The organism is Sorangium sp. So ce185, from assembly GCF_051526825.1.
In the GTDB taxonomy this organism is placed as follows: domain Bacteria; phylum Myxococcota_A; class Polyangia; order Polyangiales; family Polyangiaceae; genus Sorangium; species Sorangium cellulosum_D.
On the sequence record NZ_CP150316.1, the window covers coordinates 4,881,376 to 4,896,161 of the forward strand.

Consider the following 14,786-nt stretch of genomic DNA (forward strand, 5'->3'; position numbering starts at 1 on the left):
GGCCCGTCCCTTTGTGCTTTACGAAGGGACGACGACCTCGGCTATCGTAAAGCGGAGCTGCGAGATCAGACGCGCGACTGGCACGTCAGAGAGCGGGCCACCGGCGCGGTATCAAGGTAAACTCTACGCGACGCCTCGCCGGCACTACACCCCTGCGGGCCAGCCCCCAATGAAGATCACCTGCCAGTCCTGTCAGTCGAAATACACCGTCTCGGACGAGAAGGTCCAAGGCAGAACCGTCAAGATCAAGTGCCGCAAATGCGGCGCGACGATCCTCGTGAACAGCTCGGGCGTGACGACCAACGGCGGCCCCGCCGACCCGGTCTCCGGCACGAGCGTTCCGAACGACGGGACCACGTACCTGGTCAACGTGGCGGACGGCGATCAGCGCTCGATGACGATAGCGGAGATCGTCGCCAGCTATCAGGCGGGGGTGATCAACGCCGAGACGTACGTCTGGGCCGACGGGATGGCCGACTGGCAGCCGCTCGGCCAGGTCGACACGATCGTCGCGGCGCTGCACGCCGGCAGCGCGCCGGCCTCCGCGGCCGCGCAGGAGCCGGCGCCCGTGCAGCCGCAGTCGGTGCCCAGCCCCGCCGCGCCAGCCGGTCCGACGTCCTCCGGGGTCGAGGCGGTCGCGGCGGCCGCTCCTCGCGCGGCGGCGGTGCGCCGCGACCCGGCGCGCCCGACGCAGGACCTCTTCGGCGGCAGCGCGGGGCCCGAGGCGCACCGGCCCAGCTCCGACGACGTGGCCACGAGCGCTCCGCTCTTCAAGAGCGGCGCCGCTCCCGGCCAGCGCGACGAGAACTCGATGCTGTTCTCGCTGAGCGCCCTCACGGCGAAGGCCGCCCCGGCTCCGGCGCGGTCGAGCGCCAGCGCCTCGGAGGACTCCGGCCTCATCGACCTGAAGGCCCTCGCCGCGGGGACGGGTGTTCGCGCGCCGTCGCCGGTCGCGAGCATCGTCGCCAACGACGGCGGTCTGTTCCAGCTCAGCGCGCCCATCGTGACCACGGCGCGGGCGCCGTCCGTCGCGCCGCCGACGATCGAGGCGGCTCCCAAGAACCGGGCGCCGATCATCATCGGCGCCGGCATCGCGATCGCGGGCATCGCGATCGCGGGCGTCTTCCTGCTGATGAAGGGCGGCGGCGAGACGCCGGCGCCCACCGCTGCCGAGACCACGCCGCCCGCGGCGGCGGCCCCGGCGACGACGGCGCCCCCGGAGCCCGAGCCGGCGCCGGCGCCCACCGCGACGGCGACCGCGAGCGCCACGGCGGAGGCGGCGGCGTCCGCCGCGCCGACCGCCGCCCCGGCGGCCGCGGGCGGGCGCGCGACCTCGAGGCCGGCGCGTCCGGCCAGCGGCGGCGGCACCACGGCGGGCAAGAAGGAGCCCGCCGCGGCGTCCCCGGCGCCCGCCGCCCCGGCCCCGAAGCGCGGCGGCTGCGGGTGCGCGGCGGGCGATCTGATGTGCGCCATGCAGTGCTCCGCCAAGGGCAAGTGAACGCGCGGGGCCCGTCGATCAGGCCCCGGCGGTGAACGGCGGCCTCGCCGCATGAGCCGTGCTCTTGCGGCGCGGCTCATGCGCACGCCGCGAGAAGCGCGTTCGCCGCGGACCGGCGGGCGCGACCACGCACGGGTGATCCGGTTCTGCCTCCGTCGAGCGGACGGCAGCAAGAACGGTGCGGCGCCCCGGGGCGCGCGCTAGCATCGTCCGTCATGACCGAGCCCGACGGGCGGCTGTACGCGCCGATTCCTCGGTGGACCCCGGGCGCTTCGCCGCTCTTCGCCGCGGCGCTGCTCCTCGGCGCGAGCGCTGCGGCGTGCGGCGGACGGGCGGCGGTGGCGCCTCCCGGAGGAGGGCCGGCGTCGCGCGACGGCGGCGGCGCTGCGCAGCCGTCGCTCACGGGGCCGGGAGGTCGAGCCGCGCAGGGGGCGCTCGTGACGATGGTCACGCCGTCGCTGCTGCTGCCGGATCTCGTCGGAGAGCGCGGCGTGGTGGCCAGCGAGGCAGGGGCCAAGCGGGTGCTCATCGATCGCATGCGCGCCGTCGCGCACGACGACGGATCGATCGAGCGCGCCGCCGATCTGCTGCCGTCGGGCCAGGTCACCGCGCTCAAGCTCCCGACGCGGCTCGGCGGCGGTTACCTGTTCTATGCGTCGAGCCGCGGCAGCGCGCAGCTCTGGCGGGCTCCCGCGTGGCTCGCCCCGCTCGATCCGCTCGTCCAGCTGCCGTCGGAGGCGAACGAGATCATCGCGGGGTTCGATCGACTGTACGCGCGGCTCTCGCACAGCCACCGGCTCTTCGCGATCGACGCGCAGACGGGCGCGGCGATGCCCCTCGGCCCGCTTCCACCGGCGAGCTCTTACGGACAGCTCGCGTTCGCCGACGGCTGGCGCGCCGTGGTCGAGGCCGATCTGCGCGGGATGCTCGTCACCTTCGACGCCGGGGCCACCTGGCGCGCGGTCGAGATCGACGCGCGGCCGACCTCGGTGGGCATCATCGGCGGCGACCCGGCGGTGATGACGGCGAACGGGTTCTACTCGGTCGACGCGCGCGGCAGCGTGACGTACCGGACCCTCGAGGCATCCGACGATGTGCAGGAGCTCCCGGCGCGCGTCCAGGGCCCGTTCGGTCGGCGCCCGCTGCGCGCCGCGGTCGAGGACGGTTGGCCCGACTCGATCGCCACCGCGGTGGTGGCCCGCGGCGGCGCCCTGGCGCGCGTCTCGCTGCGCGACGGCGCGGTCGTCGACGTCGCGACCGACGCCTACCCCGAGCGCGAGGCGACGTGCCATGCGCTCCGCACGGGCGCGTCGTTCGGCTTCGTCTGCGGCGAGCGCGATGGCCCGACGACGCTCTACGCGTTCCAGCCGCCGCTCGGCATGCGCCGCCTGATGCGCTTCGACAAGCCCCGCTTCGTGTCCTCGAGCGGCAACGGCGCCCTGGTGATCCGCGGTTCGTGCGAGGAGGACGGCGACGTGCGTGACGGCCGCGCGTACTGCATCGTCGCCGCCGACGGAGGCACCCGCGAGATCCACGTGCGCGCGCCCGCCAGGGACCTCGGCGTCGAGCGCGTCGTCGCGCTCGCGGACGGCCGGGTCGCCGTCCTCTCGCCACCTCGCCCCGGCGCGTCGGGGCAAGTCACGCTCCTCAAGGGGAGCGACGTCACCGCCGTCCCGTTGATCCTTCCGACCAAGCCTCGCAGCACGGCCCGCGAGCTGCAGCGCGGGATGTGGCTCGAGGGGTTCGAGGAGCGCGAGCCCGGCGTGCTCGGCGGCTGGGTCGAGGCAGGCGGTCCAATCGTTGGCGTCCGGATCGACGTGAAGAGCGGCGCCGTGAGCGCCGGCGCGCCGCGCCAGGACGCCACGGGTGCGATCCTCTCGGGGCGCTTCGCGCTCTCCCTGGGAGAGGGCGAGCGCGCCGCCGAGTCGACGGACGGCGGCATGACCTGGCGCGCGATCGAGGTGCCGGAGCGCGACGACGACACGGCGGCGTCCCGGACGCGCGCCTGCGGCCCTGTCGGCTGCGTCTTCAAGGGCTGGATCCGGGTCGGCTGGGGGAAGACGGCGCTCCCGGACGATCTCGCGGAAGCGAAGCCGCCGCCGGTGCTCCAGACGCCGCTGCGCGCGGGGAGCCCGATCGGGATGCGCTGCGAGGCGCTCGGCTCCTCGACCCCGCCGCTGCCGGACAGGCCGCCGGCCGCGCGCGCCGCGCGCGACGTCCCGACAGCGCGGCCAGCGCGGGCGGCCGCGCGCCCGCAGGCCAAGGAGACGCCGGCCTCCGCGTGGGCACCGTTCCGCAACACCCCGCCGCCCGCGCTCGGCGCGGACGAGATCGGCTTCGACAACGGAGCGCCGTACGACATCGTGACGATGCGCGCCTATGCGTGGGGCAAGCGCGGCGCGGACTGGGCGCGCGCTGGGCGCTGGCTCATCCGCTTCGACGATCGCTTCGATCCGGAGGGCGGCGTGCGCTCCAGCGGCGTGAGCGCCTCACCCTGGTCGGATGAGGCGTCGGCCGCCGAGGCGCTCGGCGTCGCGACCCACGGGGCTGCGTCCTGGGGGGCGTACCTCGATCCCGGCGGGCGGGCTGCGTTGACCCACGTGTGCCGGGGCGCCGGATGCAACCTGTTCGCTGTCTCCGAAGGGCTCCCGGTCCTTCCGTTGCGCGACAGCGCCGGCCGCGCGGGCAATTTCCTCCGGCCGTTTCCGAACGGCGCCGTGCGGCTCGGCGAGACCTGGTTCTTCGCGACGCCCGGCGGCTCGTACGACGCCGTGGCGCTGTGGCGCGCGGATCTCGGGAGCGCGCGGCAGCTGGCGACGTACTATCGCCCGGGGCGCACGAGCTACGGCGCCGATCCGCCGCGCCTCGTCCGGCGCGCGCTGGGCGGCGGTGTCGGTCTGCTCATCTCGACGGCCCCGGACCCTGGCGTGCGCGCCGGCTCCTGGCACGTGCTCCCGATCGACCGCGACACGGGCGCGCTGGGCGAGGCGCTGCCGCTCGGCCGCAAAGATCTCGCGGACACGCCGCTCGACCGCTGTCTCCCGGGTCAGGACGGCTGGCTCCTCGACACCAGCCTGGAGGGCTCACCGAGCTTCGATCTCGGCGGCAGCTACCCCTCCGTCGATGGCGCCGAGTTCCGGCTCCGCCTGGATCCCGGCAGCGCGTGCGTCGAGGCGATCTCGGTGAGGCTCCAGGGCACCTTCTCGAAGGCGCCCGAGAGGCAGCTCGACATCGCCGCGAACGCGATCCCGCTCGCGGCGACCGAGCGAGCGACGGGCCGGAGGTGGCGGCTGCGCTGCGAGCCGAAGGCCGCGGGCAGGTGAGCCCTAGTTCGAGGTGACGTCGGCGGACACCGCGTTCACCTGTCCCTCGACGACCACCTCCTGGCCCGCTCCGTCGCGGATGGTTCCGAGCCAGTCTGCCGTCCAGGTGATCGGCGCCGCGGCGCTGTTCACCTGCGCCGGTCCCGAGGCGTTCACGATGATCTCGCCGACGATCCCGGCGGTCTTCGACGCCTCCACGCCCTCACGCCAGAGGAGCTTGAGCCCGCCCGCGCACAGCGTCGCCATGCAGTCGCTGTCGCAGCCGGCGTAGCCGCCGAGCCGCTCGCCCAGCGCCGAGCACTCCGCTGCGGCGGCGAGCGCCGCGGCGACGGACTCCGCCGTCGTCTCCGCTGCGGCCCCGAGCCCAGCCGCGCCGCCGACGTAACCGCTCGGGTCCCACGAGAGCGTCCCGGCGAGGCGGAGCACGTCGCCGGGATCCGCTGTCCACGACATGAGCTGCTCCGCGGGTACGCCCGCGCTGTCAGCGGTCACGCTGCCGAGCCAGCTCGTCTCGAAGAGCGCGCTTCCCGGCTTGTTCTCCAGCCCGCGCAGGTGGCCGTCGATCGCGAGCGGCGTATCGGCGAGCCCGGCGCGGGCCCATTCACCACACCGGTCGCGCAGGGAGACCGGGAGCGCGGCGAGGTGCGCCTGCGCCGCCGCGTCCCAGTCGCGCTCGATCCGCTGCGCGGCGAACGCGGCCGCCTGCGCGGACGGCACCCCGCGCTGCATGGCGTCGAGCAGGGACGCGGCCTCCGCGCCGGCCGGCAAGAAATCGTCGATCAGCCGCTCGGTCGCTGCCTCGAGCATCGCGTTCAGGCCATCGTTCGTCGCGAACGTCAGCTTCGCGTCGAGGCGCGTCCCCGCCAGATCGATCGGCAGGTCCTTGACCGGGACGTACACATCGCGGGCGGAGCCGGCCTGCAGCTCCCGCTCGCCCACGCAGCCCCACATGATCCGACCGCTGTGGAGCGCGACGGTGAGGCTCGGACCCACGGGGGCGCCGTCGATGAAGACCGGCTCGTCCGGACCGCCGTGCGCCACGAGCGCGCCGACCGGCGCCTGGGGCGCCGCGGTGGCGAGCTCCTCGCAGGTCGCCTCCGCGACGACGCTCGCCGTCCAGCTCTTCGCGACGCGCGTGCCCTGGTAGACCGGAATGACGCGCAGCGTGCCGAAGCCCTCGGCGCTCACCGACACGCCGAGCTCAGCGGACGGGCCCTCCTTCATGGCGGCGCGGAGCCGGAACGTGCTCCCCAGGTTCGAGGCGTGCAGCTGGACCGAGGCCCTGCCGCTGTCGTCCGCGATCGACGTGGTGCGGTCGACCCAAGCGCCCGCAGCCTCACCGAGCAGGGTGAAGCTCACCTCGTAGGGGGCGGGCGGCTGGCCCGTGACCCACACCGTGCGCAGCTCCCCCGGCGCGAGCTGAAGCGTGCCTGGCTCGTCGAACACCAGCGTCACCGGCCGAGAGGCATCCGGGGGAACATCGGCGCCCTCCGCGGCCCCATCGGTCAGGCGAAACGAGCAGGACGCCAGTCCGACCATGGCAACCCGGAGCGCCCAGTGCATCGAAGGCAAGTTCACCCGTGGAGTGTACCTCGCACCTCCATGGGCGAAAAGCCGAGGGCCGAGCGCAGAGCGGCTTCCCGGCGAGCCGTGGCCAGCGACGCTGACGATCGGCGATCGGCCGCAGGCGCAAGCGCGAGCGCGCACCGGGCGAGCCCGCGAGCGACATCGCGGCCCCGTGAGGCGCGAGATGCGGCGCCGCGCGGGGCGGTGGGATGCGTGGAAGGCGGCGCAGGGCCGCGGAGGGAGGCGGTTACTTCACGTAGATCTGGGCGACGGCGAGGCCGCTGCCCCGGACGGTCATGACGGCCTTCGCCGGGCCGCCGACGGGGAGCGGGTTCTTGAAGCACTGGCCCTTGCCGCCGAGCGTGGCGTTCGGTCCGGTCGTGTTGTCCTGCGAGAGCACCACCGGGGGCAGCATCGGCGCGGGCTGCGCGACGATCTGCAGGTTGAGCTCCTGGACGCCGAGGCCCACGCCGATGATCGAGTAACACTTGCCCGGCTGGATGTTGAACGGCTGCTCGAGCGTCTGGCCGTCCTGGAACTGCCCGGCGAAGGCGCCGCCTTCCGGCTGCATGCCCTGGACCTCGGAGGCGGCCATCGCGGTGAGCACAGGGGTCGCGGCGCTCACGGCCGCGGGCGCGATCGGGGTCGCCTGCCCGGTGCTCGTGCCGGTCTGCGGCGTGGTCGGGGTCGTGGTGGGGGTCGTGGTGGCCGGCGGCGTGTATCCCGGCTGGGTGGTCGGCTGACCGTACTGGCCCGGCTGGGCGGGCTGACCGTACTGCCCGGGGGGGTACTGGCCGGGCGGGTAGGTAGACGCCCCGTACTGGTTCTGCATCTGCGACGGGTTGTTCGGCTCCGGGTCGCTGCCGCCGCAAGCGAGGGGCGCGAGGCCGAGCAGGGCCGCAGGGATGAGGACGTACAAGCGCATACGAGGCTCCTTCAGGGTTGTGCGGGGTGAGGCCACGACATTGGGACGCTCGCCGCACCCGCGGCGGCTCACGGCCGCTGGTCACGGTCGGTAAGACGGCTGAGGTGGGGGCGTGTTCTACAACGACTTGGCCGCGCGAGGCCAGACGCTGAGCTTTCGGCGAGCTGAACCGTGCAGAGCGAGCGAAAAGCGGAGGTCGCTGCGGCAGCGGCCTCGGATCCGAGGAGCGCGCGGTCGACCGGCATGCGACGTCTGTGCCCACGGGAGAGGAGCGCCCCGCGTCGCGCCGAGCGCCGCGGCCTGCCAGGCAGCGGTCGTCCGATCCATCGGCGGACGCGCTGAGCCCGGCCGATGTGGCCGGGCTCAGCGCATCGACGTCGAGGAGGCGCCGAGCCGCCGTCGCATCCGCCCGCGGGTGCGTGGGATCCCTGCTTCCCGGATCGGATCCGTGGGGCGCGCTCGCCCAGTTGACGCGGGCGAAGGACGACACCAAAAACCCTGCCCTCAGCTGCGCGTCCGGCGCGCGGCGGTCACGTGGTCCGCCTGGCGATCCAAGGGTGATCCCGCTGCGAGCTCCGCCGGCCGGCACCGGATTCGGTCCGCCAGTCACGCGCCGCTTCCGTGGAGATTGAACAACGGGCGATCCCGCTCGCGGCGGGAAATCAGGAACGAGCCATGAGCGACATCCACCAGACGATCAAGGATACCGTCGAGAGCAACCGCGTCGTCCTCTTCATGAAGGGCACGAAGACCTTCCCGCAATGCGGATTTTCGGCGCGAGCCGTCGATATCCTGAAGAAGTGCGGCGTGGACTTCAAAGACGTCAACGTGCTGACCGACCCCTCGCTGCGCCAGGGCATCAAGGATTACTCGCAGTGGCCGACGATCCCGCAGGTCTACGTGGACGGGAAGTTCATCGGCGGCTCCGACATCCTGATGGAGATGTTCCAGTCGGGCGATCTGCAGAAGCTCCTGACGAAGCAGGGCTAGCCTAGCGCTGCAGGGCGCGAAGCCCGGCCGCCTCCAGGGCGCGGCGCAGGACCTCGTCGAACATGTCGCCGGTGAGCCGCCCGGTCTGGGTGTTCTGCTGGCTGACGTGGTAGCTGCCGAAGAGCCGCGCCTCCCCGGCGCCGCCGCGCGGGTCGGGGAGGCGCGCCTCCACGCCGTGCGCGAAGGGCGGCAGGCGCACGTCGGCCTCGGCGCGGGGTCGCGCGCGGTCGGCGGCGGACGCGCCGCGCGAGCGGGCGAGCGCGGCGACGGCGTCGTAGCCGATCTTGCCGAGCGCGAGGTAGACGCGCGCGCGGTGCAGGGCGGCGAGCTCTCGCTCGATCCAGCCGCGGCACGCCGCGAGCTCGTCGGGCGTGGGCTTGTTGTCCGGCGGGGCGCAATGGCAGGGGGCGGTGATGAACACGCCCCGGAGCGAGAGCCCATCGTCGCGCGATACGCTCGTCGGCTGCGAGGCGAGCCCTGCTCGGAAGAGCGCCGCGTACAGGAAGTCGCCCGATCGATCGCCCGTGAACATCCTGCCGGTGCGGTTCGCGCCGTGCGCGGCCGGCGCGAGCCCGACGATCACGAGCGGCGCCTCCGGATCGCCGAAGCCGGGCACGGGGCGGCCCCAGTAGGTCTGGTCCCGGTAAGCGCGCCGCTTCTCTCGCGCGATGTCCTCGCGCCACGCCACGAGCCGCGGGCAGCGGCGGCACTCGACGAGCTCCGCCGCGATCTCCTGGAGCGCGCGCGCCGCGCCGCCGCGGCTCACGCGGGCTCTCCGCTCGATCCGGTCGAGGCGCCGCCCTGCGCGGCGTCGAGGACGCTGCCCTGCGCCAGGTCGAGATCGCGCTCCACAACGCGCGTCTCCACGACCGGGCGCGGCGGCGGCGCGGCGCGTTCGGCCACATTGCTTTGCTCGCCGGCCACCATCCCGGTGACGATGCGGTCGAGCACCGCGTCGAAGCGCAGGCGGTTGAAGCGCGCGCCGCTCGCCAGCCAGTCGATGTGCCCGCCCTTGCCGGGGAAGTGGCCGACGATGTCCAGGTGGTCGGCCTTGCCGGCCCAGATGAGATCCCCCCAGACCTGCGAGGCGAGCGGGACCACGCCGTCGTTGGCGTCCGGCGGCGGCAGCTCGCCGAGGACGCGCGCGAGCTTCTGCTCGATCGAGCCGTCGTGCGAGCGACAGGGGTAGTGCTCGTCCAGGCGGGCCGTGATGTTCGAGAGCGCGGTGAAGATGGCGGCCGACATGGCTCCCCACGGCGATCGCAGCGCCGACACCCAGTCGCGGACGGCGTTGCGCGGCGCGTACGTCGCGACGCTCTGGTAGCGCAGGCCCGCGCGGTCCTCCAGGCCGGCGTGGAGCAGATCCATCGCCTCGGGCATGAGCTGGACGATGGCGCCCTGGTCGTCGCGCAGGAGCTTGAGCCAGGCGCGCAGCTCGCGGCTCGACGCGTCGTCGAGCACGCGGATGAAGCTCTCGACCGATCGATCGACGAGCTCGATCTCGAAGAAGCCGAGCTGCGCCCGGCCGAGCGCGGCGACGAGCGCAGAGGCGGCCGCGAGCGGCGGCGCGCCGAGCTTGAGGCCGGCGACCGTGAGCGCCGTGACGGCGTAGAGCAGGCGCTGGCCGCTCACCGTGGCGAAGAACGCGGCGAGCGGCGTGCCGAAGTGGGGCGTGTTGATCGTGGTGACGGACCGCAGCCGGCTCGTCCAGCCGAGCCGGCGGTGCGCGTTTCCGGGCAGGCGCACCGTGGGCGAGGCCACGAGGCGGGCGTCGAGGCCCCCGGTCGAGTGGCCGACGATGTGGATCGGGCCACCGTCGTCCCCGGCGCTCTCGTCCACGAGGCGGGCGAGCTTCGCGGCCCGGCGGAGGATGGATGCCGTCGGGTGCACCTCGCAGACGTGGATCTCGACGGCGCGGCCGCGATCGCGGAAGCGCTCCTCGATCGCGCGGATGAAATGCTCGAAGTACTCGAGGGAGCCCAGGGTGGCGAACCCGAACATGCCTGGCGATAGGTAGACGCGCGTCTTCTGCACGCGCGGGAATGTGCCATTTCCATCGCCCTTCCGCGGCATTTCCCGCGCCGCCCCGGCGCCCCCCGCGCCCGCGCCCGAAAGCCTCGGGCGCTCGGCAAAGTTGCGACGGCATGCCGCCAGGAAAACCGGGTACTCTGCGATCGTGGACGACTCCAGCGCGCGGGAAATCGAGGCGGCTGTCCAGGAGGCCTTGGGCCTGTTCGGAACATCGGGCGCGGTGAGCGTCCAGGGGAGGCAGATCGCGCTGCACGGTCGCGGGGCGCCGGTCGTGATCGATCTGGAGCAGCTGGTCGAGCAGTGGCCGCTCCTGCCGCAGGACCTGCGCACACGTAAGGCGTCCGACCTCGCGCGGCGGCTCGCGCAGGCGCACCGCGCGGTGAGCTCGCTGGCGCCGCCCGCGCCGATCGCGCCGGTGCGGCCGGCGCGGCACATCGTCATCCCCATCGGCGCCGTGCTGCTCGCGATCGTCGGCGTGCTCGTCGCGGTGCGCCTGCTTCGATCGCGGGAGGCGCCGGCCGCCTTGCCGGCCGCGCCGGAGACGACCGCCGGCGAGGACGCGGCGCGGAACGCGCGCACCTGCGAGGCAGCTCGCAAGCGGATCTACTCGGGGGCGTCGATGGGGCCGTTCGAGCTCGCGGGCTGGGTCGCCGAGCTCTGGCTGGCGACGCCGCGCGGCTTCGGCGCGGCGCAGGCCACCGCCGGCGCGGCGGGGCAGGAGGCCGTCTCCGCCGCGTCGGTGGGGGTGGGGGCGCTCGTCGCTCAGGGCAAGCTGACGGGGGCCGCCGACGCAGAGCTCGCGGCGATCACTGACGGGCTCGTCGAGATCGTCCCCGGCTTCGACGAGGCGGAGGCGGGGCGCTCGCCGTCGTGGCGCGCCGTCATCGCCCGGTTCTCCGGCGGATATGCGCGGGCGTACTTCGATCCCGCGCTCCGGGCGCGCTTCGTCGCGCTCGCCGATCGCATGGCCGACGCGGCGAGCGCTGAGCTCGGCGCCCTGTACGCGCGCTGCGCGCACCTGCCGTACCACGACGCGGGCGCCTGGTTCCGCGGCCGGGATCCGGCGGCCGCGGCGACGGCGCTCGTGTATGCGTCCGGCGTCTTCGCCGAGATGCCGGCGGTCGATCGAGGCGCGCTGGCCGCGCTGCACGGGGCGGGGCAGATCGACGCGCTGCGGAGCGCCGGCGCCTCGCTCGACGCCGCGGCCCTGGGCAAGCTGGTCGGGGCGCACGGCGGCGGCATCGCCAAGGGCGGGGCGGACGCCGTCGTGATCACGTTTCCCGTCGGCGGGCCGACCCGTGCGACCAGCGCGAGCCGCATCGTCGCGCGCAAGCTGCAGGTCGGCGTGGGGCAGGACTGAACGATCACTCGCCCGCGGCGAAGCGCACGATCGAGTAGACGCGGGCCCCGCCGCCGGTCCGCTGCGCGAGGAGCGTCCGGCCGCCCAGGAAGTCCAGCTCGACGACGAAGGCGAAGCCGGCGATCTCGCCGCCCTGCTTGCGCGCGAGCTCCGCGGCGGCCGACGCCGTGCCGCCGGTCGCGAGCAGGTCGTCCACGACGAGGACCCTGGCCCCCGGCTGGATCGACCCCTTGTGCATCTCCAGCTCCGCCGTGCCGTACTCGAGCGCGTACGCCACCCGATCGGTCGCGGCCGGGAGCTTGCCGGGCTTGCGCACGGGCACGAAGCTCGCGTTCAGCCGGGCCGACAGCGCGCCGCCGAAGATGAAGCCTCGGGACTCGACGCCGACCACGACGTCGACGTGCTCCCCGATGTAGCGCTGGGCCAGGAGATCCAGCGTGATGTGGAACGCCCGCGGGTCGGCGAGGAGCGGCGTGATGTCCTTGAAGAGGATGCCGGGCTTCGGAAAATCCGGGACGTTGCGGAGGTGGGCCTTGAGGTAGCGGAGCGCGTGCTCGGAGGGCAGGGCGTCGTGGTTGAACATGGCGCCGAGCGTAGGCGAGCGCACCCGAGCCGGAAAGCGATCGAGGGCGACGCTCGCGCCGTCAGGCGGCGCGGCCGTCGTTGAGCTCCGCGGCGATCGTCCGCGCGACGCCCTCGTGCTGCGCCGCGAACAGGTCGAGGGTCAGCGGGGTGACGCTGACGGCGCCCTCGTCGTAGGCCTCCGTGTCCGAGCCAGGGACGAGGTCGTGACGCACGCCCGCGCCGCCGATCCAGAGGTACTCGTGCCCGCGCGGATCCTGGCGAAAGATCACCTCCTCGGTGTAGAGGCGCGCGCCGATGCGCGTGGCGCGCACGGGCCAGCTGCTGCCCGCGGGGATGTTGACGTTGAGCAGCGGCGCCGGCCGGCGCGCCTCCTGCCCGGCGGCCCGGTGGAGGGCGAGGGCGAGCTGCACGCCGAGCGCCGCCGCGGCCGGGCGCGACGCGCCCGCGTCGGCGGAGAGCGCGATCGAAGGGATGCCGCGGAGCGCGCCTTCGCGCGCCGCGGCCACGGTGCCCGAGTAGAAGATGTCCGAGCCCAGGTTGAGCCCGTGGTTCATGCCGGACACGACCAGATCCGGGCGGCGCGGCAGCACGCGCGCGCCGGCGTGGAGGGCCACGTAGATGCAGTCGGCGGGCGTCCCGTCGACCGCGAACACGCCAGGCGCGGTCTCCAGCAGCCGGAGGACGCGGTGCAGGCTCAGGGAGTGGCTCGTCGCGCTCTGGTTGACCGCGGGGGCGCACACCACCACGTCAGCGTGCTGGGCGAGCTCGTCGCGCACCGCGATGAGGCCCGGGGCCGAGTAGCCGTCGTCGTTGGAGAGGAGGATCAGAGGGCGCATGCGTTCGCTCGATGCTCCGGATCAGCGGCCGAGCAGGCGCCTCGCGAACGCGGCGACGAGCTCGACCAGGGCGCCGATGCGGCCGAAGAAGCCGGCTCCACCTCGCGCCCGCGCCATCGCGAAGGCGACGGTCCGGAGCGATGACGTATAAGGGTACCACCACAGCTCGCTCTTCGCTCTGCTCCGATCCTCGAGGACGAAGCGGGGCCGCGTGAGCTCCGCGAGCGCGTGCGGGCTGCTCGTGACGCCGTGGCCGCTGTCGCCGGTCCCCGTCCATGGAGCGGCCGGGAGCGCGCCCGTGAAGCCGTGGTTGTTGATCGTCACCACGCCCGATCGCAGCCTACGAGCGAGCGCGTGGGCTCGCTCGTAGCCGCGCGTCCACAGGCTGGTCGTGAGCGCGAAGCGGGACGCGTTGGTGCGCGCGATCGCCTCGTCGGCGCTCTCCACGACGATCACGGGGAGGATGGGGCCGAAGGTCTCGTCCTGGAGCAGCGGCGTGTCCTCGCGATCGAGCTTGATCACCGTCGGCGGGAAGGCGAGCGATCCCGCTTCCGGCGCGCCGCCGGCGAGGATCTCCGCCCCGCCCTCGACGGCCGCGTCGAGCTGGCGCCGCACGATCTCGGCCTGGCGCGCGGTGGTCATCGCCCCGACGTCGACGCCAGCTCGCAGCTGCCCGGTGAGCGCGACGACGCGCGCGATGAAGCGATCCGCGATCGCCTGCTCGACGTAGACGCGCTCGATCGAGGCGCAGTTCTGTCCGGCGTTCGTGAATGCCCCCCAGACGACGCCGCGCGCGGCGCGCTCCAGGTCGCAGTCGCTCAGCACGACGGCGCTGTCCTTGCCGCCGAGCTCCAGCGACGTCGGGACGAGGCGCTCGGCGCACGCGACGGCGATCTTCTTGCCGGTGGCGACGCTGCCGGTGAAGACGACGAGATCCACGCCGGCCTCGATGAGCGCGGCGCCGACGTCGCCGCCGCCTTGCGCGACGGTGAGGACGCCGTCCGGGAGCAGCCCGTCGAACAGCGACGCCACGAGCGCGCCGGCGCGCGGCGTGACCTCGCTCGGCTTGAAGACCACGGCGTTGCCCGCGAGCAGCGCCGGCACGATCGTGCGCAGCGGGATCGCGACGGGGTAGTTCCAGGGCGTGATGAGCGCGACGACGCCGCGCGGGTCCCTCCGGATGCGCCCGGCCTTGCCGGGGTAAGCGAGCGCGTCGAGATCGACGGGGGCCTCGTCGAGGAGCTCCTCGATGGACGCGGTCCAGTAGTCGACGAGATCGGCGTTCGGCAGCACCTCGGCCAGCGCGGCCTCCTCGATCGGCTTGCCGCACTCGCGGTGCAGGAGCGTCGCGATCTCTTCGGCCCGCGCGAGCAGGCGCCTCTTGACCTTCGCGACGCGCTCCACCCGCTCCCGGATCGGGACCTCGGCCCAGGCGACCTGCGACGCCCGCGCGCGCGCGACGATCGCGGCGACGGCGCTCGGCGCTGTCGCCGCGACGTCGTCGAGGAGCTCGCCGCCTGCAGGGCTGCGCATCGGGAACGGTCCAGCGCTCGCCGCAGCGGGCGCCGGCGAGGCCGCGGCTTCGCTCGCCGCCGCGCCTGCCTCGCCGGGATGGGCAGCCGTCTTGGAGTCCATGGAGCGCCGAGCCTAGCACTGCGCTTCCGCCCCCCTG

11 protein-coding genes are annotated in these 14,786 nt (G+C 74.1%); 4 read left to right on the forward strand and 7 right to left on the reverse strand.

From position 1 onward, the window contains the following. The first annotated feature begins 169 nt into the window (after nt 1-169). Together WMF26_RS17960 and WMF26_RS17965 are read left to right on the forward strand one after the other, a co-directional pair. Nucleotides 170-1,498 carry a zinc-ribbon domain-containing protein gene (locus tag WMF26_RS17960; protein ID WP_438001313.1) on the forward strand — a complete coding sequence of 443 codons (1,329 nt, stop codon included), beginning with the start codon at nt 170-172 and terminating at the stop codon, nt 1,496-1,498. Between the two features lie 215 nt (nt 1,499-1,713). After that, the gene (locus WMF26_RS17965; protein ID WP_438001314.1) at nt 1,714-4,821 is read left to right on the forward strand and encodes a hypothetical protein; all 3,108 of its coding nucleotides are present in this window, start codon (nt 1,714-1,716) and stop codon (nt 4,819-4,821) included. A gap of 3 nt (nt 4,822-4,824) precedes the next feature. Here the strand turns inward: WMF26_RS17965 and WMF26_RS17970 are convergent, their stop codons facing one another. Then, the gene (locus WMF26_RS17970) at nt 4,825-6,399 is read right to left on the reverse strand and encodes a hypothetical protein (RefSeq protein WP_438001315.1); all 1,575 of its coding nucleotides are present in this window, start codon (nt 6,397-6,399) and stop codon (nt 4,825-4,827) included. 235 nt (nt 6,400-6,634) lie between these two features. Further along, the gene (locus WMF26_RS17975) at nt 6,635-7,312 is read right to left on the reverse strand and encodes a hypothetical protein (protein WP_061622480.1); all 678 of its coding nucleotides are present in this window, start codon (nt 7,310-7,312) and stop codon (nt 6,635-6,637) included. Nucleotides 7,313-7,987: 675 nt separating this feature from the next. On the opposite strand from WMF26_RS17975, the gene grxD reads away from it, so the two are divergent. After that, entirely contained in the window at nt 7,988-8,302 is a 315-nt protein-coding gene (grxD, locus tag WMF26_RS17980) for a Grx4 family monothiol glutaredoxin (protein WP_061622479.1), read from the forward strand. A 1-nt stretch (nt 8,303) separates the two neighbouring features. Here grxD and WMF26_RS17985 read toward each other — a convergent pair whose 3' ends face one another. Both WMF26_RS17985 and WMF26_RS17990 read right to left on the reverse strand, forming a co-directional pair. Beyond that, on the reverse strand, nt 8,304-9,068 hold the full coding sequence (locus WMF26_RS17985; protein WP_438001316.1) for a uracil-DNA glycosylase: 765 nt from the start codon (nt 9,066-9,068) through the stop codon (nt 8,304-8,306). Further along, nucleotides 9,065-10,336: an esterase/lipase family protein gene (locus tag WMF26_RS17990; RefSeq protein ID WP_438001317.1), complete on the reverse strand. Its 1,272-nt coding sequence runs from the start codon at nt 10,334-10,336 to the stop codon at nt 9,065-9,067. The genes WMF26_RS17985 and WMF26_RS17990 overlap by 4 nt, the downstream gene beginning before the upstream one ends. Nucleotides 10,337-10,478: 142 nt before the next feature. Here WMF26_RS17990 and WMF26_RS17995 point away from each other — a divergent pair, with 142 nt between their 5' ends. After that, the gene (locus WMF26_RS17995; RefSeq protein ID WP_438001318.1) at nt 10,479-11,693 is read left to right on the forward strand and encodes a hypothetical protein; all 1,215 of its coding nucleotides are present in this window, start codon (nt 10,479-10,481) and stop codon (nt 11,691-11,693) included. Between the two features lie 4 nt (nt 11,694-11,697). Here WMF26_RS17995 and WMF26_RS18000 read toward each other — a convergent pair whose 3' ends face one another. The 3 genes from WMF26_RS18000 to WMF26_RS18010 are packed head-to-tail and all read right to left on the reverse strand — an operon-like array spanning nt 11,698 to nt 14,749. After that, complete coding sequence (locus WMF26_RS18000) at nt 11,698-12,300, reverse strand: adenine phosphoribosyltransferase (RefSeq protein ID WP_438001319.1); 603 nt, start codon at nt 12,298-12,300, stop codon at nt 11,698-11,700. Nucleotides 12,301-12,337: 37 nt separating this feature from the next. After that, the gene (gene surE / locus WMF26_RS18005; protein WP_438001320.1) at nt 12,338-13,114 is read right to left on the reverse strand and encodes a 5'/3'-nucleotidase SurE; all 777 of its coding nucleotides are present in this window, start codon (nt 13,112-13,114) and stop codon (nt 12,338-12,340) included. A gap of 21 nt (nt 13,115-13,135) precedes the next feature. Further along, nucleotides 13,136-14,749 carry an aldehyde dehydrogenase family protein gene (locus WMF26_RS18010; protein ID WP_438001321.1) on the reverse strand — a complete coding sequence of 538 codons (1,614 nt, stop codon included), beginning with the start codon at nt 14,747-14,749 and terminating at the stop codon, nt 13,136-13,138. Between the last annotated feature and the right edge of the window lie 37 nt (nt 14,750-14,786).